Source organism: Flavobacterium turcicum (assembly GCF_011365745.1).
Lineage (GTDB): Bacteria > Bacteroidota > Bacteroidia > Flavobacteriales > Flavobacteriaceae > Flavobacterium > Flavobacterium turcicum.
Genome location: NZ_JAAOBY010000010.1, coordinates 1 through 18,941, shown reverse-complemented (window position 1 = coordinate 18,941; position 18,941 = coordinate 1). Strand labels below are relative to the sequence as shown.

The window sequence follows — 18,941 nt, the reverse complement described above, 5'->3', positions numbered from 1 at the left end:
ATCTATTTAACTTTTACGGCAATTTCGGCCTCATTTTTCAATGACATTACGCCTGATGTGATCAGTGTATCTCCTACGTTTAATCCTGAGAGAACAAGTAGCGAAGTAGCTGTTCTTGTTGTTGTTTCGATATTCACTTCTTGAGCAAGACCATTTTTAGATATAAAAACTTTTTTACCATTTTGAACCGGAATAACCGCTTCGGTAGGAACAATGATGGCATCTTTAATTATGTCAAGTGGTAAGTCAACATCAGCAAATGTTCCGGGTAATAATTTTCCATTTTTATTGTCGGCTAAAGCGCGAACTTGAAGGGTACGAGTTGCTACAGCTACTTCAGGTTCAATGGCGTAAACTGTTGCGGTATATTTTTCATCTGAGCCAGACACCTTGAAATGAAGTACAGTATTGTTTTTAACTTGTGTGGCGTATTTTTCTGGGATCGAAAAAGTAATTTTCAATCGGCTTGTGTTCACCAATTTCGCTACTAAAACCGTAGGTGTGATGTATGTTCCTGGTGAAATACTGCGTAAACCAATTTTTCCTGAAAATGGTGCTCTAACAGATGTTTTAGCAATTTGTGCACGAATTAACGAACTTTGTGCTTGTGCCGATTTTAGATCTGCTCTGGCTAAATCATATTCTTCTTGGCTGATGGCTTCTTTTTGTAATAATAATTTCGCTCTGCGTTCGTTTTCGGAGGCTAGCCCTTCTCGAGTTTGCATTTGCGTAAGCTGTGCTCTAAGTTCAATATCATTTACCTTGAACAAAACTTGTCCTTTGCTTACGTTACTTCCTTCTTGAAAATAAATACCTTCAACAATACCTGAAACTTCGCTTCTTATTTCTACTTGCTCGTTAGCTTCGATAGAACCTGAAAGTGACAAATTGTTATCAAATGTTTGGGCTTTAATTACAATTCCACTCACATTCATTTTTTTTCCTTTTCCTTTCGGATCTTTTCCATCACCATTTTCACTTTTGTTTTCCATGATTCTGTAACCAATAAAACCGATGATTCCGGCAGCTAAAAGGGTATAGGATAAGTATTTAATTTTCATAGAGTCAAGTATAAAGTAAGATTATGATTGTATAAATTTAGTTAAAAGCAAATTTAGCTTTTATTACTGTACCGATACTTTTCTTAATTTTTATTTAACGTTTGTTGCTACAAATGTTGTACAGAAAAGTATGAGTAAGACAGCAAAAATTGCCTTTTTGTTTTTTTTAGACACTGAGTTGTTAAAATGGTTTAATTTGATTTTCGAAAAAAATAGAAAAACTAAATGGATTTAGTAACTGGGTTTATCAAATGTATAAAACAATTAACTAATGTAGTTCCAAATATTTTTCTTTTTAGTTAATTCTAAGTAGACTGCACTCAAAGTAGCGTGCTCTGGTTTTTCTAAAGGAGCATCAGCTTTTAAAATTTTCATAGCATGGTGCCGCGCCAAACTAAGGATGTCCCGATCTTTAACAATATCAGCAATTTGTAAATTCAAAACACCGCTTTGCTGTGTTCCCATTAAATTACCAGGGCCGCGTAATTTTAAATCGACCTCAGCAATTTCAAATCCGTCGTTTGTGCGCACCATGGTTTCTAAGCGAGTTTTGCTATCAGCGCTTAGTTTGTGGCTACTCATCAAAATGCAATAGCTTTGATCGGCACCACGACCAACACGACCACGCAATTGGTGCAGCTGTGACAATCCAAAACGTTCCGCACTTTCAATAATCATAACCGAAGCATTGGGAACATTTACACCAACTTCAATAACAGTAGTAGCCACCATGATATTGGTTTTACCATCAACAAAGCGTTTCATTTCGGCTTCTTTGTCGGCAGCTTTCATTTTACCATGAACAATTGAAATGGCGTATTGTGGCAACGGAAAATCACGAGAAATACTTTCGTAGCCATCCATCAAATCTTTGTAATCCATCGATTCCGATTCTTGAATCAGTGGATAGACAATATATATTTGTCGACCTAAGGCAATTTCGTCTCTAATAAATTTCCAAACTTTCAAGCGGTTGCTGTCAAAACGATGTACGGTTTGTATGGGTTTTCGCCCGGGTGGTAGTTCGTCGATCACTGAAATGTCCAAATCGCCATATAAACTCATGGCCAAAGTACGAGGGATAGGAGTAGCCGTCATTACGAGCACGTGTGGCGGAATACTATTTTTTTTCCATAATTTCGAGCGTTGCTCCACCCCAAATCGATGTTGCTCATCGATTACGGCGAGTCCTAAATTTTTAAACTTAACCTTATCTTCTAGCAAAGCATGCGTACCAATCAAAATTTGCAGACTTCCATTTTCTAACTCTTCATGAATTTGTCTGCGGGCAGCTATTTTACTTGATCCAGTTAGTATTTTTATATTGAGATGCAGTTTTTCTGCCAATTCGGCTAAACCTACAAAATGCTGATTGGCCAAAATTTCTGTAGGAGCCATTAAACAAGCTTGAAAACCATTGTCCAAAGCCAATAACATAGTCAAAAAAGCCACAATTGTTTTCCCCGAACCCACATCACCTTGCAACAAACGGTTCATTTGTGCATTGCTGCCCATGTCGGTTCTAATTTCTTTAATCACCCTTTTTTGAGCATTCGTCAAATCAAAAGGCAAGTGTTCTTTGTAAAAACTATTAAAATTATCACCCACAATTCGAAAAGGATGGCCTTTTATTTTGTGTTTTTGAATTAAATTTTTGGTGATCAATTGCAACTGTATAAAAAACAATTCTTCAAATTTCAGTCGGAATTGAGCTTTTGCTAAAGCATCTGGATTTTTTGGGAAATGTATGTGCAGTAACGCATCTTTTTTAGAAATGAGCAGCAATTCTTGTAGCAAATACGTTGGCAGCGTTTCAACATACAAACTGTGTGTTTCCGTAAACAACTGCAGCATCATTTTATTGATTGTGCGGTTCGAAATTCCTCTGTTAGTCAAAGTCTCTGTCGAAGGATAAACCGGTTGCATAGCTGAGCGCAAGCTTTTTTCATGCTCACTTAACAGTTCAATTTCAGGATGTGCCATGTTGTACGCCCCGTTGAACGAGGTACATTTACCAAAAATAACACACATTTCATTCAATTTTAGCGATTCACGAACCCACTTGTGTCCCTGAAACCACACCAATTCCATCTGCCCCGTTTGGTCCACAAAAGTAGCAACGAGACGTTTTCTGCCTTTGCCAAACTCCACCGTTTTTACATGAATAATTTTACCAATGAGTTGTACCTCAGCAACATTATTTTGCAGCTCGTTAATTTTGTAATAACGGGTTCGGTCAATATATCTGTTCGGGTAAAAATTCACCAAATCAGCGTAGGTATGAATCCCCAATTCCTTGCGCAACAGAGCACCGCGACTAGGTCCCACGCCTTTTAAATATTCAATCGGAGTAAGTAAAATTTGATTCAATGACATCTTTTGCTGTTGGAATTAAGGTTTCGCTACGTATCTGTTTTTATTCGCAATTGCGACCTATTTCTACCGCACGAAGATAGTTTTTTGTTCCTAAAATAGAAAATGCTCTTTACTTTAAAAACAAATCTTTCTCTTTTGTTGTGGCAGCTATTCTTGCTATTCATTTCAAGCTTTTTGCCACAAAACCTTTTTTCTTGCCTTTGTCAGGAGCTTCCTTTGGTCGCTCTGTCAAAACGAGAAAAAAATGGTTTTTTGTCTGCAAAGGCTTTTCATTGCTATCAAGGCTGCGAAATTGTTGTGAATAGCAATAAAGGACTTCGGTTGCTAAAATACCTCATTGTTAAAACTATATTAATTTTATAAAATTAAATTGTGTACAATTTAATCACGTCATATCTTTGTACCATAAATTAATTCAATTATGAATGAGCAACTCAATTTAAGTCAGCAAGTTTGTTTTCCTATTTATGCATTTGCAAAGGAAATCATCAATCAATACCGTCCTTTGCTAGATGCTATTGAATTGACCTATCCGCAATACTTGGTCATGATGGTGTTGTGGGAGCACGATTCGCAAACCGTCAATCAGCTAGGAGGCAAGTTGCATTTAGACAGTGGAACGCTAACGCCTTTGTTAAAACGATTGGAGACTAAATCATTGGTGAGCAGAACGCGCAGCACAACTGATGAACGCATTGTAAACATCACTTTAACCACAAAGGGAAAAGAGTTACAAACTCAAGCGGCTAATATTCCTCAACAACTTATGAACGCGATGAATCTAGAAATAGAAGATCTTGAAGAATTAAAACGAATTATCACAAAAATTTCAAATAAAAATAAATAATACATTTAGCAATATGAAAGCATTATACAGTACAAAAGCAACTGCACAAGGCGGCAGAAACGGTCAAGTGAAAAGCGAGAATGGCTTTTTAGAACTAACAGTTCAGCATCCAAAAGCATTAGGCGGAGCAAATGATGATCACGCCAATCCAGAAATGTTATTCGCAGCAGGATACGCCGCATGTTTTGATAGTGCGCTGAACTTAGTTATCAAAAAAGAAAAAATTACAACTGGAGAGACTACGGTAACCGCAAACATTGGTATCGGACCAAACGCTACCGGAGGTTTTACTCTTGAGGCCGCTTTGCATGCCAATATTCCTGGAGTTACGATCGAAGTAGCACAAGATTTAATTGAAAAAGCACACCAAGTATGTCCGTACTCTAACGCAACTAGAGGAAATATTGAAGTTGCGCTTTCAGTTTCAAACAACTAAATTCATAATTAAAACAAATACAATGGCATTAATTGAAGATTTGAATTGGAGACACGCTGTAAAAGCATATGATTCAACCAAAAAAGTAAGTAAAGAAAATATTGATAAAATAATCGAGGCGGCTCGATTGGCTCCAACTTCATCTGGTTTGCAACCATTTCAGATTTTGGTAGTTGAAAATCAAGAGTTAAAAGAAAAATTGGTGCAAGGCGCTCTAAATCCAGAGTGTATGCGTGATTGCTCGCATGTATTGATTTTTGCGGGTTGGGACAGATATACTGCTGAGCGTATAGATAAAGTATATGATTTTACAACTGCTGAACGTGGTTTGCCACAAGGTCGTTTTAATAGTTATACTGATATGCTTAAGAAAATTTATCTAGCGCAACCTGCCGAAGAAAATTTTGCTCACATTGCCAGACAAACTTATATCGCTCTTGGCTTAGCTTTGGCACAAGCTGCAGAGTTAAAAGTGGATACAACGCCTGTTGAAGGTTTCAAAAATGAGGTAGTTGACGAGATTTTAAAACTAAACGAATTAGGTTTAAAAAGTGTTTCCTTAATGTATGTAGGTCATGCTGATACACCAAACGATTGGATTGCACCTATGAAAAAAGTACGAATCCCAACTGAGGAATTTGTAGTGGAGTTCAAATAGATTGAAATAAATCAGATTTTACAGAAACTGATTTTAAGCTAAGTTCAAAGCAAATGAAAATTGTTTGCTTTGAACTTTTTTATTTTTAGGTCTCGCAGTGTAGGAACAAATTAGTAAACTTGCACTTGTGATTTTTTATTTTCAATTTTAAATAACGTCTATAATGACTTCAATAATTATAACTATACCAGAAAAAAGATGCATTGGAATGCGCCAAGATATGTCCTTTGCACATTACAAAGCGCATGAAGTTTGGCAGCGTTTTATGCCACGCAGAAATGAAATAGAAAATAGGTTGGGGCAACACTTTTTATCGGTTCAAATGACTGATGCCAATTTTTGGAGTAATTTTAATCCTAATACTTCTTTTCAGAAATGGGCGGTAGCAGAAGTTACTGATTATTCATCGCTACCTGAAGGAATGGAAATCATTACAATTCCGTCAGGTTTATGTGCTATGTTTATTTACAAAGGAGACGGAACCGATGCGCCTGCTTTTTTCGAGTCAATTTTTACAGATTGGCTGCCCAACTCAGATTATCAATTAGCTCATCGTCCGCATTTTGAACTTTTAGGAGAAATGTACCAACGTGGCAATCCTGATTCTGAAGAAGAAGTTTATATTCCCATTGAATTGAAATAGTGCGTTTCGATTATTTCAAAGAACAATTTTTGCAGTCGAAATCAAATTCATAGCGCCTACTTTTAAAATAGCGCTTACATTTGCCAAAAAAAATACAACATGATAACTCATTTGGCATTGTTGCGCGGTATCAACGTATCGGGCCACAATATGATTAAGATGGAGGCTTTAAAAACAGTGCTCGAAACAGCAGGTTTTCAAAATGTACAAACCTATATTCAGTCGGGTAATGTTTTTGTAGATACAGTTGAGACCAATGCTGCGGCTGTGGGATTCAAAATAAAGCAAGAATTGTTTAAAAATTTTGGTCATGAAGTACCTGTTGTTGTCATTGCAAAATCTGATTTAGATGCGTGCCTAAACAACAATCCCTTTTTGAAAGAGAAAGAAGTTGATACAAAAAAGTTATACGTAGCCTTTATTTCTACAACGCTAAAAGATACAAGTATCAATGATTTAAAAGTTAGTCAATTTAAACCAGATGAAGCCCGAATTGACGGCAATAAAATTTTTATTAAATATGCTGTTGGTGCTGGTAAAACACGTTTTGATCAAAAATACATCGAAAAAAAATTAAATGTAACAGCTACAATTCGAAATTGGAATACAGTTACTCAATTATTACAGTTACACACAGAACGATTGTAATATCCTGCTTTTAAGTTGGTTGGAAATCACTTTGTAAGTAAACATCAAATGTAAATAAATGTATTATTGGAGGTTTTATTATTTTTTTTGAAAAATAAACTTTTTCCACGCAACCTTTTTTTAAAACTACATCTTAGGTTTGTCCTTTGCAAATGAAAACATAGGTTAGTTATACTTTAAAATGAAAAATTTTTAAAAAAAGGAGTGCTTACATTAACATTTTTCATAAAGATTAGTTTGGTTAATTTTAAGAAAATGAAGTACTTTATAAAGAGCATTTAAAAGGTGAAAATCTTTTGATGCTCTTTTTTTATGCAAAAAAATAATAAAGAACTTTCAACTATGAATTTCAGAATTTTATCTTATGTTTAAACTTTAATTAACGCTCAACTACCAAATAACTTTTATCAAACCATAGAGATGACTTTTAAACTTTCTATAATTGCAGTAATTTTCAGCGTATCGAGTCTTTTTGCTCAAAGTAACAAGGCAACAGACTATTTAAGTCCACAATTTCACAAAGAGAAACGTGACGCATTTCGTTTAAAAATGCCAAAAAATTCGGTTGCAGTTTTCTTCAGTAATCCTTTACGCAATAGAGCGAACGATGTCGATTTTATTTTTCACCAAGATCCTGATTTTTATTACCTAACGGGTTACAACGAACCCAATGCGGTTCTTGTTGTTTTTTCTGAGAAACAAATCCTTTCTGACGGAACTTCAGCTAACGAAATTTTGTACGTACAAGAAAAAAATGCAAGACGCGAGCAATGGACTGGCATCCGTTTAGGGATAAAGGGAGCAAAAAAAGAACTCGGATTTGCAGTAGTCAAAAATGGTAGTGATTTTTTAAAAGCCGAAATCACTTTCAGTAAGTTTGATACTGTTTTGTATAAAGAGTTTCAAAACGATGTTCGCGATGAAAACAATGAAGTAGCAAATTTGTACCAGTTAATTTCAACTTTTAAAACTCAAATCGATTTTGATAAAGAAAGTAACGCTCAAAATGATCCAGCAGCATTAAAAACCGTTAATCCGACAACTTCAACACCAGTAAGAAAGACTAAGCTTGATACGAAATCGATGTTGAATTTTATGGCAGCAATGCGAGAGATAAAAACGGATGAGGAAATCAAATTAATTACAAAAGCCGTTCGAATTTCTGCGATGGGACAACGTGAAATCATGAAAGCGATGCATCCTGGCATGTCTGAAATGGAAGTACAAGGTGTTCACGAATATGTGTATAAGAAATACGGAAGCGAATATGAAGGATATCCCTCAATTGTAGGTGCGGGAAACAACGGTTGTGTTCTGCATTATATTGAAAATACAAAGCTAAAAGTCGAAAATAATTTGGTTCTAATGGATTTAGGAGCAGAATATCACGGCTACACTGCCGATGTGACAAGAACAATTCCTGCAAATGGAAAATTTTCTATAGAGCAACAATTAATATATGATTTGGTTTTTCAAGCCCAAGAAGCTGGTATTGCTGCAGTACAATTAGGAAATTCATTCAATGCTCCAGATGCCGCTGCAAGAAATGTGATTACAGAAGGTTTAGTTCGATTAGGAATTGCTAAATCAGCAATGGATGCCCGACGATTTTTTCCACACGGTACAAGTCATCACATTGGTTTAGATGTACATGATCCTGGAACTTACCAAGCCTTCAAACCCAATATGATCGTAACGGTTGAGCCAGGTATTTACATTCCAATTGGGAGTGATTGCGACAAAAAATGGTGGGGAATAGCAGTTCGCATCGAAGATGATATTTTAACAACCACTAAAGGTCCGATCAATCTCTCTGCAGAAGCCCCAAGAAGTAGCAGTGAAATTGAAAAATTAATGCTTGAAAAAAGTATTTTGGACTCATTTTTGCTTCCTAAATTAGACTAATATTTATTGATTAAAATAAATGTCTAATAGCGTCTCCAGACTAAAAAGAAACTTTTTGACGGTAAATTTTGCATTTTGTCGGATTAATATTTCGACTTTGTATTAAAATTGTTATAAATGTTTTTCTTTTTTATATGCAAACATAATAAAATTGTATTTTTGCATACTTATTTGTTTGATAATGTGTTTGTTAAAGTATTGAAAACATTACTTTCAAACATTCAGAAAATGGGGAAGGGAGATGATGCAAATTAAAAAATAAAATGATTACACCAGAAAGACACCAATCAGAAGTTAAAAGACTACAAGTTTTAGAATCATATTCTATTTTGGATACTTTACCAGAGGAGGATTATGATAATCTAGCTGCTATAGCATCGCAAATATGTGATACACCAATTGCTATAATTGGCTTTATTGATGCCAATAGGCATTGGTTTAAATCGCGGGTAGGAACTGAATTCAATGATAACGAAAGAGATTTTTCATTTTGCGGGCATGCAATTAATAGTGCAAATAATGTTTTTATTGTGCCTGATACTCGCAGAGATACGCGTTTTCAGGATAATCCTTTGGTAACAGGAGAATCACAAATTCTTTTTTACGCAGGTGTTTCTCTTTTAGATGATAATACTGGCTTGCCTATAGGTACGATATGTGTTCTTGATCATGAACCTAAAAATTTAAGTGAAGGCCAGATTAATTCATTGCAAGCACTTTCAAGACAAACGATGAAATTATTGGAGCTGCGTGCCAATAAATTAAAGTTAGAAAAAAATATTGCTTTGCTCGAGAAAAAAAATCAGGATTTGGAGCGTTTTGCATACAGTGCAGCTCATGATTTAAAATCACCACTATCAAATATTTCAGGACTATCGACACTACTTATTGAAAGTTATGAAGATAAAATTGATGGTGAAGCCATTGAAGTTATCGGTCTTATAAGAAGTTCAGCTTTGAAGCTAAAAGATATGATTGATAACTTACTTGTAATTAGCAAAGCTGAAAGCATTTCGGACATCAGTAATGACGAGGTTTTAGTGACCACTTTAGAGACAGAGTTAAAAAACTTGTTATCCTTTGAAGATAATTGTACAATAACATTGCAAACCAATGTTGTGGCGTTATACATCAACAAAACAATTCTTGAGCAAATTTTACTCAATTTGATTTCAAATGCAATTAAGTACAATAACAAACAAGATATTCAAATAACCATTTCTATTCATGCTGAAGCTGCGAGCTATACCATTTCAGTTCAGGATAACGGTTTAGGCATTTTACCAGAACATCAAGATATCATATTTGATGAATTTGAAGTAGTTGAAGAGCAAGATCGTTTTGGCCAAAAAGGTAGCGGTATAGGTTTAGCAACTGTAAAACGCTTAGTAGAAGCATATAAAGGCAGTATTGAAGTTTCATCAGAAATTGGAAAAGGTTCGCTATTCACATTTAGTTTACCTCGATTGAAATAAAGAAAACAAAGTAAATCGCGCTATTTACTTTGTTTTTTCTATCAAATCGCAATACCAAAATCCATATTCATATGGAGCGTTAGAATGCGTATCACAGGCTGTATTTGAAGCAGTTGAAGTAGCTGGTTTTTCATATTTTCGATATACAGTTTCTCCAATTTCAAAACTAATTGGTTGTTTAAACAAAGGACCATCAAAAGTAAAGGTGTGAAATTCTCCATTTTCACCGCAAGGATCCACATTTTCAGGCAAGTCTTCTAAAAAGGAAGCATCAATAATTCGCCCAACAAAACTTTGATCCAAATACCGTTCGTTTACACAAACTACTATTGTTTTGAATCCTAAATCAATAAATTCTTGAACGAGTTCAGGCGTTGACTTTTGCCATAGCGGAAAAACACCTTGAAGACCAACCGTAGCTAATTTTTCGTCGCGGTAACGGCGTAAATCTTCTAAAAATATATCTCCAAAAATTGATTGGGTGATGCCCTGATCTTTTAATTTCGATAGTTTTTCATGCATTACATTTTCGTAAACTTCCATGCTCGGCATTTCTGGCAAATACATTATTTCTAGCGGAATTCCGATACTTTGAGCTTGCTGCTGCAGTAAACTTTCGCGCACGCCATGCATTGAAATGCGCCCGTATTTTTCATTTACACTCGTAAGTAAGCAAGTCACTTCTATTTCTTGTTGTTGTAAAATTTTATATAATGCCAATGCAGAATCTTTTCCACTGCTCCAATTAAATAAGGCTTTCGTTTTCAATGTAGATAATGTTTTGTGCGGTAAACTTACAAAATTTCAGGCTGTAGTACTGCAATCCTTTGTAACTTTGAAACTCTTGCTGAAACTACTTATATGAAATATATTTTTTTACTCATGTGCTCTTTTGCTTGGTCACAACAAACCAATTTTGTTGATTTTACTACCGCAAATGCAATGCTAACGATTAACGCAGAGAACAAATCTGTTGCGGGCACTGTAACCTATACTTTTGATGTGTTAAAAGATACCGACACAATAGCCATTGACGCACAAAACATGACATTCGATGAAGTACTTATTAATAAAAAGTCTGTTCCTTTTCAAAACAACAAAAAAGCCTTATTATTAGTTTCTAATTTTAAAAAAGGAAACTATACTCTTAGTTTTAATTACCAGTGTAGCCCTAAGCAAGCACTTTATTTTGTTGGATCAACAGCTTTGGATAATTTACAAATTTGGACACAAGGGCAAGGGAAATATACAAGCCATTGGTTTCCGAGTTTTGATGATGTCAAAGAAAAAGTAGTTTTTAATCTAGCTATACAATTTGATAAAGAATATAGCATTATTTCGAATGGTATTCTAAAGGAAAAAATCGTAAAGGACAATAAAGCTACATGGAACTACAAAATGACTAAACCAATGAGTTCGTATTTGTTGATGTTGGCTATTGGGAAATTTGATAAACGAATTGAATTTTCTAAATCGAAAGTGCCACTACATACTTATTTAGAGCCGAATGACTCTGCACGATTTGATTGGACCTATCGTTACAACAAGCAATTGTTTGATGCACTTGAAAAACTAATTGGCGTGCCTTATCCATGGGAAGTGTACCAGCAAGTACCTGTGCGAGACTTTTTGTACGCAGGAATGGAAAATACAACAGCAACAATTTTTAATTCGCGCTATGTTGTAGATGAAGTAGGTTTCAATGATCGAAGTTATACCAATGTGAATGCACATGAGCTCGCGCATCAGTGGTTTGGCAATTTGATCACGGCAAAAAGTAGCACGCATCATTGGTTACAAGAGGGTTTTGCTACTTATTTTGCTTTGCTGGCAGAAAGGGAATTGTATGGCGATGATTATTTTTATTTTAAATTATACGAATCGGCGCAGCAGTTAAAATATGCTTCGCGAACGGATGCAATTCCTGTTTTAAATGCGAAGGCGAGTTCGCTTACTTTTTACCAAAAAGGAGCTTGGGCGCTATTTGTTTTGCATCATGATATTGGTGACGAAGCGTTTAAAAAAGTCATTCGAAATTATCTCACTAAACACGCATATCAAACGGTAAATACAGATGACTTTTTTGCAGAGGTTAGAAAAGTAGCTTCATATGATGTAAAGAACTTTAGCAAAATTTGGCTTGAAAGTACGGCATTTGACACTCCAAAAAGCAATGAATTACTCTCGAAAAACAAAATGATACAAAGCTTATTGGCAGTGGAGCAGTTTAAAAAAGTAGGTTGGGACCAAAAGTTCGATTCGATACTCAAAATTATGGATTCTCAAGTGTACTTTTCCGTAAAAGAAGCTGTACTCAAACAACTAAAAAATGAAAGGTGGGAGTGTCAAGCTGTCTTTTTCACCAAGGCCTTGCAATCAAATGATTTGCAATTGAGGCAAGTTGTTGCGCAATTATTACCGCAGTTCCCCGCTAGTTTTAGGGAGCAATACGAAACTTTATTACAAGACGCCTCTTATCAAACCCAAGAAATTGCCTTGTACACACTATGTAATTTATTTCCAGAAAACCGATCTAAATATTTGGATCAATCAAGAAATTGGGTGGGTTTTAACGATTATAATTTGAGGGTACTATGGCTTTCGCTTGCTATTACCACGCCAAATTATCTTAATGATTTGGATTCAAAAGTTAAAGAACTCAAATCGTACGCATCTGCAAAATACGAGGCCAACATCCGTCAAAATGCGCTTGAAAAACTAATTGCATTTGAGTTAATTGATGAGGTTGTTTTACGTGAGTTGGTGCAGGCAACTACACACCACATGTGGCAGTTTTCTAAATTTGGTCGCGATTCCATTCGGTTGTTATTGAAAAATCCACAATGGAGAAACGCTTTCATTGCTTTAGAACCTAATTTAGAGGCAACTGAGAAAGCGCAGCTCAACCGATTGTTGAAAGAATTGTAATTGCAATTTTACCACATTTCTGCCACTTCATTTTTTAAAAAGGCCAAGGCAGCATGACTCGGAGTTTGTTTTTCTAAAAATTGTTGCAGCAATTGCTCCCGTAACTGATCGGCATTGTTTACGTTGGCTTCACTAGCTACTTTGCGAATCATCTGAATTGTACTGTTTTTTGCAGTAAGAATAATTGTCCAGGCTTCATCAGATAAATAAAGTTGTTGTGTCAAATTATGTTCTAATTCTTGCTCTATTTGACTGATTAGGTAATTAGCATAATCGTTTTTATTGTCACTAATAGGAGAAACGCGCAACAATAGTTTATTCGGATTAATGCGTTCTAAAAATAAGGTCAATCGCTCATAGGCTTGCAAACGAAGTGGTAAAGCTTGTTTGTTGGCTTCATTTTGTAACTGAAATTTTCTTGTTTGCTGCATTTCTGCAAAATAAGCGGTAAAAAAATAATAGGCTACACCGCCTGTTACAAGTGATGGTATTGTGTAAGCTAGAATGTCAATTAATTTAGAAGTATCCATGGCGATTGTTATAGTATTAATCAAAAAGCAAAAATATACTTTTTTAGGTACAAATCAATTTAGGATTCTTAGCTAATAAGGTGGTGGAATATTATTTTTGTCTCGGCTTTGAAAAATTAACGATGGAAAACTACATTTTACCTTTATTGTGTTTGGCTGCTTTTTTTGCGGGATTTATTGATGCAATTGTAGGTGGCGGAGGCTTGATTCAAACTCCAATGGGATTGGTCTTATTACCTAATCTTCCCGTAGCAACTGTAATTGGAACTCTCAAGATTCCTGCTTTTAGTGGTACTTCAATTGCGGCCTACCAATACCTTAAAAAAGTAAGCATGAATTGGAAATTATTGGCAATAATGATGGCCTTGGCACTTCCTTCCGCTTTTTTGGGATCAACTTTACTGACTTATGTGAGTAATGATTTTATGAAACCTTTATTGCTCGTTGTGCTATCGTTTTTGGTGATTTATACCTACGCAAATAAAAATTTCGGACAACAGAAAACAAAAGATACTTCTGCCACAACCCAAATTTGGTATGCTGTTTCCATCAGTTTTGTGATTGGGTTGTATGACGGTTTTATTGGGCCAGGAACAGGAAGTTTTTTGGTAGTCGCATTTATAGCTATTATGGGTTTCGACTTTTTACAAGCCAGTGCCAATGCCAAAATGGTCAATCTAGCTACTAATTTTGGTTCTATTTGTTTGTTTTTTATCAAAGGAAAAATTATTTGGAGTATTGCCTTGCCTATGGCTGCAAGTAATGCTTTTGGTGGTTTTTTAGGAGCTAAATTAGCCATAAATAAGGGCAATGGATTTATCAGAATCTTTTTCTTGATTGTCGTAATTGGCACCTTGACTAGGTTTGCCTACGATGTGTTTTTTAAATAAAAATGATCTTTAATGCAACGTTACTTTCTAGCTTTTGCGGCAGCGTAAATGTTGTTTTTGATATTCCAAAGCTCGCTCAAAATGCCTATTTTTGTTCTTTTAAACTATATAATTCTACATGCACAAATATATCGATCAACTCAATGAAGCCCAGCGCGAACCTGTTTTGCAAAAGGACGGTCCTATGATCATCATTGCGGGTGCCGGCTCCGGAAAAACAAGGGTGCTCACCATTCGTATTGCTTACCTGATGCACCAAGGCATCGATGCTTTTAGCATTTTGTCGTTAACCTTTACCAATAAGGCTGCACGAGAAATGAAAAAAAGAATTTCAGATATCGTAGGAGCAGGCGAAGCCAAAAATCTTTGGATGGGTACTTTTCACTCTGTGTTTGCTCGAATTTTGCGTTCAGAAGCGGAGCATTTAGGATATCCTTCTAACTTTACTATTTACGATTCTCAGGATTCACTGCGTGCCATTTCAGGAATTATCAAAGAGATGCAGCTTGATCGTGATGTTTACAAACCAAAGCAGGTTTTAGGACGTATTTCTAACTTTAAAAATAGTTTGATTACGGTGAAGGCTTATTTCAATAATCCGGAACTTCAGGAGGCTGATGCCATGTCGAAGAAACCAAGAATGGGCGAAATTTATCAAAATTACGTAGACCGTTGTTTCAAAGCAGGCGCAATGGATTTTGATGATTTGTTGTTAAAAACCAATGAGCTCTTAACGCGTTTTCCAGAAATTTTGGCCAAATACCAAAACCGTTTCCGATATATTTTAGTTGATGAGTACCAAGATACCAACCATTCGCAGTATCTTATAGTACGCGCGTTATCGGATAAATTTCAAAATATTTGTGTAGTTGGTGATGATGCTCAAAGTATTTATGCTTTTAGAGGAGCGAACATTAATAATATTTTAAACTTTCAAAAGGATTACGAAGGTGTAAAAACTTTCCGTTTGGAGCAAAATTACCGTTCTACTAAAAATATTGTAGAGGCGGCCAATACGATTATTGATAAAAATAAAGTCAAGCTAGATAAAATTGTTTGGACAGCCAATGATTTTGGACCAAAAATAAAAGTGCATCGTAGCCTTACCGATAATGAAGAAGGCCGTTTTGTTGCTAGTACAATTTGGGAACAAAAAATGCAAAATCAACTCCACAATGGGGCTTTTGCTATTTTGTATCGTACCAATGCGCAATCGAGAGCTATGGAAGATGCGCTGCGTAAACGAGACATTCCGTATCGTATTTACGGTGGACTTTCTTTCTATCAAAGGAAGGAAGTAAAAGACGTTTTGTGCTATTTGCGTTTGGTTTTGAATCCAAAAGACGAGGAAGCGTTGATTCGTGTTATCAATTACCCTGCACGAGGAATTGGGAATACCACCATCGAAAAACTGACGATTGCCGCTAATCATTACAAGCGTTCGTTGTTTGAAGTGATGCAAAATATTGAACGAATTGATTTAAAACTTAACTCCGGTACCAAACAAAAGTTATTGGATTTTGTGACTATGATTCAGAGTTTTCAAGCAATTAATGAAAACCAAGATGCTTTTTATTTGGCTGAACATGTTGCTAAAAAAACAGGTTTAATTCAAGAACTCAAAAAAGATGCGACTCCCGAGGGAATGGCAAAAATTCAAAACATCGAAGAGCTTTTAAATGGTATAAAAGATTTTACCGAAGGGCAAATTGAAGTTGATGGTGCAAGAGGATCTTTGGCTGAATTTATGGAAGATGTAGCTTTGGCCACTGATTTAGATAAAGATACTAGCGATGAAGATCGTGTGGCTCTAATGACCATTCACTTGGCCAAAGGACTAGAGTTTCCACACGTTTTTGTAGTGGGTATGGAGGAAGATTTGTTTCCTAGTGCCATGAGTATGAGTACCAGAAGCGAGCTTGAAGAGGAGCGTAGATTGTTTTACGTAGCTTTAACACGTGCCGAACACCAGGCGTATTTAACTTATTCGCAATCGCGTTATCGCTGGGGCAAATTAACCGATAGCGAGCCATCACGATTTATTGAAGAAATAGATCCTCAATATTTGGAGTATTTAACTCCAGCAGAGAGTAATTACCGATTCAAACCAATGATTGACAGCGATATTTTTGGCGATGTTGATAAATCTAAACTGCGATTAGCGAAACCATCTAACGGAACTCCGCCACCTAAAACAAGTGCTCCAGGACCAAAACCAGAAATAAATGTTCGAAAATTAAAACCAGTTGGTTCTAATGCAGGTTCAGGAACAAGTAATTTATTTGACAATCAATTGGCAATAGGTAATGTGGTTATGCACGAACGCTTTGGCAAAGGCGAAGTTCTCAATTTGGAAGGAGCTGGTGCTGATAAAAAAGCAGAAATCAAGTTTGAAGTAGGCGGTCTTAAAAAATTATTGCTGCGCTTTGCGAAATTGGATATTATCGGATAAAAATTTGTTTGAAGTTTAAGTTTTAAAGATGTCATTAAAAAGCACTCTAAACCTTAAACATTTTAAACTTTAAACTTAAAAATAAATGGCACAGTTTATCAAAATATACGAAGACAAACCCAACGAAGCCGCTATTGCAAAAGTAGTGAAGGTTTTAAAAGAAGGGGGATTGGTGATTTATCCAACCGATACCGTTTACGGATTGGGTTGTGATATTACCAATACAAAAGCACTGGAACGCATTGCAAAAATCAAAGGAATTAAGCTAGAGAAAGCTAATTTTTCTTTCATCTGTCATGATCTAAGCAATTTATCCGATTACGTGAAACAAATTGATACGCCTACTTTTAAAATCCTAAAGCGTGCTTTGCCAGGACCGTATACTTTTATTTTGCCCGGAAATAACAACTTGCCAAAAGAATTTAAAAAGAAGACTACAGTCGGAATTCGTGTTCCAGAAAACTCCATCATTCTAGAGTTAGTCAAACAATTAGGAAATCCAATTGTGTCAACCTCAATTCGAGATGAAGATGATGTGATTGAATACACAACAGATCCGGAGTTGATTTTTGAAAAATGGCAAAATCTAGTTGATCTTGTTATTGATGGCGGTTACGGAGATAATGTAGGTTCCACCATCATCGATTTATCTGATTTTGAGCCAGTAGTTGTTCGTGAAGGAAAAGGTAGCTTAGATATTTTATAAATACGGATTATGAAAAGTGCAATATTTATAGTTTTGTTTTTATTCACAACATCACTTTGCGCTCAAGTTATTAGCGGCAAAGTTGTTAATGATAAAAAAGAACCATTAGCAGGTGTAAATGTGTTTTTTGATGGCACTACTATTGGTGCAGTGACAGATCGTTTAGGAATATTTACTATCAATCAATTTGTTCAATCTAGTTCCATATTGGTAGTGAGTTGCTTAGGTTATCAATCATTATATCTTAGTGGTATTAACTTTTCTAAGGAGTTGAATATAACTTTACTTCCGCAAGTAGTAGCTCTTAATGAGGTTCAAATTAAAAGCGATGGCTTTACTAGAAAACAAAAAATGAAGCTTTTTAAAGAACAATTCTTGGGCGCTAGTTCTATTAGCAAAAAAATAGTGATTCAAAATGAAGACGATATTCGCCTAAGGTACAATAAACAAACTAAAACTTTAGAGGCCTTCGTATATCGACCCTTAATGATATTTAATTATGAATTAGGTTATAAGATAACTTACGAGCTTGTCAAGTTCGAGGCTCATTTTAGCACGTTAAGCATCAGTTCAAAAGATGTGACCAAATCCTACTATTCGGGTTTGTCGCTCTTCGAAAATCACATTGTTACTCCCGCTATTATTAAAAAACGATTGAAAGTTTTTCAAGGGTCTCATTTGCAATTTTTTCGAAACCTAGCATCTAATTCTTGGGGGAAAGACCAATTTTTACTTTTTAAAGGAAGTTGGCAAGCGGATCCCAATGTACATTTTAAAGTTTCAGACTCGTTGGGTATCAAAAAAGTAGTGGTAACAAATCAACTCAACGTAGATTCCAACTTGCCATTTTTTGCTACATTTAATGTTTTGTATAAAAAGAACTCGCAATCAAAGGTAACTTTTAAAACTAGTACTTTTTTTATTGATCGTTTTGGAAATAATACGGATATCGAAAATATTTATTTTTCTGGTGATTTAGGCGATCAAAAGGTAGGTACTATGTTGCCGATTGACTTTGGCTTGTAAATGAGGTTTACTTGTAATTTTTAATCAAACAACTTTAAAAGATTTGATTGTTTTGAAACTTTTTTTTAGCATTGGAGTTGAAATGTAACTTGGTAAAATTTATCACTTATGTTTTATTTTAAATTGTTGCAGTTTTATTATAAATTTTTATATTTACACCAACTGCGAAAAAAAAGAATCTTCATAGTATGCTATTCTTAATTATATTTAATTGGTTGTTAAAGAAAAATTGAGGATACATTAGGGCAGGTCTTCGGATCTGCCTTTTTTATTTTAAATGAATTGACTAGTCCTAAATAATCGATACAGATTATTAAACAAAAATAATTAATTAAACACTTGCTGGATCGTTCTTGCAAG

The 18,941-nt window shown here is 35.3% G+C and carries 16 protein-coding genes; 12 read left to right on the top strand and 4 right to left on the bottom strand.

What is annotated here, in order from left to right:
* Positions 1–2 precede the first annotated feature (2 nt).
* Both G9Q29_RS14195 and recG read right to left on the bottom strand, forming a co-directional pair.
* Positions 3–1,061 (bottom strand): efflux RND transporter periplasmic adaptor subunit, encoded by a 1,059-nt coding sequence (locus G9Q29_RS14195; RefSeq protein ID WP_166138890.1) that lies wholly within the window; start codon positions 1,059–1,061, stop codon positions 3–5.
* A 264-nt stretch (positions 1,062–1,325) separates the two neighbouring features.
* On the bottom strand, positions 1,326–3,437 hold the full coding sequence (recG, locus tag G9Q29_RS14190; RefSeq protein ID WP_166138885.1) for an ATP-dependent DNA helicase RecG: 2,112 nt from the start codon (positions 3,435–3,437) through the stop codon (positions 1,326–1,328).
* 421 nt (positions 3,438–3,858) lie between these two features.
* Between recG and G9Q29_RS14185 the strand changes: the two genes are divergently transcribed.
* From G9Q29_RS14185 to G9Q29_RS14155, 7 genes are all read left to right on the top strand, one after another.
* Complete coding sequence (locus tag G9Q29_RS14185; RefSeq protein ID WP_166138882.1) at positions 3,859–4,284, top strand: MarR family winged helix-turn-helix transcriptional regulator; 426 nt, start codon at positions 3,859–3,861, stop codon at positions 4,282–4,284.
* 13 nt (positions 4,285–4,297) lie between these two features.
* The gene (locus G9Q29_RS14180) at positions 4,298–4,720 is read left to right on the top strand and encodes an organic hydroperoxide resistance protein (RefSeq protein ID WP_166138879.1); all 423 of its coding nucleotides are present in this window, start codon (positions 4,298–4,300) and stop codon (positions 4,718–4,720) included.
* A gap of 22 nt (positions 4,721–4,742) precedes the next feature.
* Entirely contained in the window at positions 4,743–5,378 is a 636-nt protein-coding gene (locus G9Q29_RS14175) for a nitroreductase family protein (protein WP_166138875.1), read from the top strand.
* 163 nt (positions 5,379–5,541) lie between these two features.
* Positions 5,542–6,021 carry a GyrI-like domain-containing protein gene (locus G9Q29_RS14170; protein ID WP_166138872.1) on the top strand — a complete coding sequence of 160 codons (480 nt, stop codon included), beginning with the start codon at positions 5,542–5,544 and terminating at the stop codon, positions 6,019–6,021.
* Between the two features lie 99 nt (positions 6,022–6,120).
* Complete coding sequence (locus G9Q29_RS14165; protein ID WP_166138869.1) at positions 6,121–6,669, top strand: DUF1697 domain-containing protein; 549 nt, start codon at positions 6,121–6,123, stop codon at positions 6,667–6,669.
* A gap of 420 nt (positions 6,670–7,089) precedes the next feature.
* Complete coding sequence (locus G9Q29_RS14160; RefSeq protein WP_166138866.1) at positions 7,090–8,574, top strand: aminopeptidase P family protein; 1,485 nt, start codon at positions 7,090–7,092, stop codon at positions 8,572–8,574.
* A gap of 263 nt (positions 8,575–8,837) precedes the next feature.
* Positions 8,838–10,049, top strand: coding sequence for a sensor histidine kinase (locus tag G9Q29_RS14155; protein WP_166138864.1), 1,212 nt, complete (start codon positions 8,838–8,840; stop codon positions 10,047–10,049).
* Between the two features lie 24 nt (positions 10,050–10,073).
* Here the strand turns inward: G9Q29_RS14155 and G9Q29_RS14150 are convergent, their stop codons facing one another.
* On the bottom strand, positions 10,074–10,817 hold the full coding sequence (locus G9Q29_RS14150) for a Dph6-related ATP pyrophosphatase (RefSeq protein WP_166138861.1): 744 nt from the start codon (positions 10,815–10,817) through the stop codon (positions 10,074–10,076).
* A gap of 93 nt (positions 10,818–10,910) precedes the next feature.
* Here G9Q29_RS14150 and G9Q29_RS14145 point away from each other — a divergent pair, with 93 nt between their 5' ends.
* The gene (locus G9Q29_RS14145) at positions 10,911–12,977 is read left to right on the top strand and encodes a M1 family metallopeptidase (RefSeq protein ID WP_166138858.1); all 2,067 of its coding nucleotides are present in this window, start codon (positions 10,911–10,913) and stop codon (positions 12,975–12,977) included.
* An 8-nt stretch (positions 12,978–12,985) separates the two neighbouring features.
* Here the strand turns inward: G9Q29_RS14145 and G9Q29_RS14140 are convergent, their stop codons facing one another.
* Positions 12,986–13,507, bottom strand: coding sequence for a DUF7935 family protein (locus tag G9Q29_RS14140; RefSeq protein ID WP_166138855.1), 522 nt, complete (start codon positions 13,505–13,507; stop codon positions 12,986–12,988).
* 122 nt (positions 13,508–13,629) lie between these two features.
* On the opposite strand from G9Q29_RS14140, the gene G9Q29_RS14135 reads away from it, so the two are divergent.
* The 4 genes from G9Q29_RS14135 (at position 13,630) to G9Q29_RS14120 (ending at position 18,581) form a co-directional block, all read left to right on the top strand.
* A complete protein-coding gene (locus G9Q29_RS14135; RefSeq protein ID WP_166138853.1) occupies positions 13,630–14,397 on the top strand; it encodes a sulfite exporter TauE/SafE family protein in 768 nt (255 codons plus the stop codon).
* Positions 14,398–14,515: 118 nt separating this feature from the next.
* A complete protein-coding gene (locus G9Q29_RS14130; protein ID WP_166138850.1) occupies positions 14,516–16,849 on the top strand; it encodes an ATP-dependent helicase in 2,334 nt (777 codons plus the stop codon).
* A gap of 85 nt (positions 16,850–16,934) precedes the next feature.
* Positions 16,935–17,555, top strand: coding sequence for an L-threonylcarbamoyladenylate synthase (locus tag G9Q29_RS14125; protein ID WP_166138848.1), 621 nt, complete (start codon positions 16,935–16,937; stop codon positions 17,553–17,555).
* Between the two features lie 9 nt (positions 17,556–17,564).
* Positions 17,565–18,581: a carboxypeptidase-like regulatory domain-containing protein gene (locus G9Q29_RS14120; protein WP_166138844.1), complete on the top strand. Its 1,017-nt coding sequence runs from the start codon at positions 17,565–17,567 to the stop codon at positions 18,579–18,581.
* Positions 18,582–18,941 lie beyond the last annotated feature (360 nt).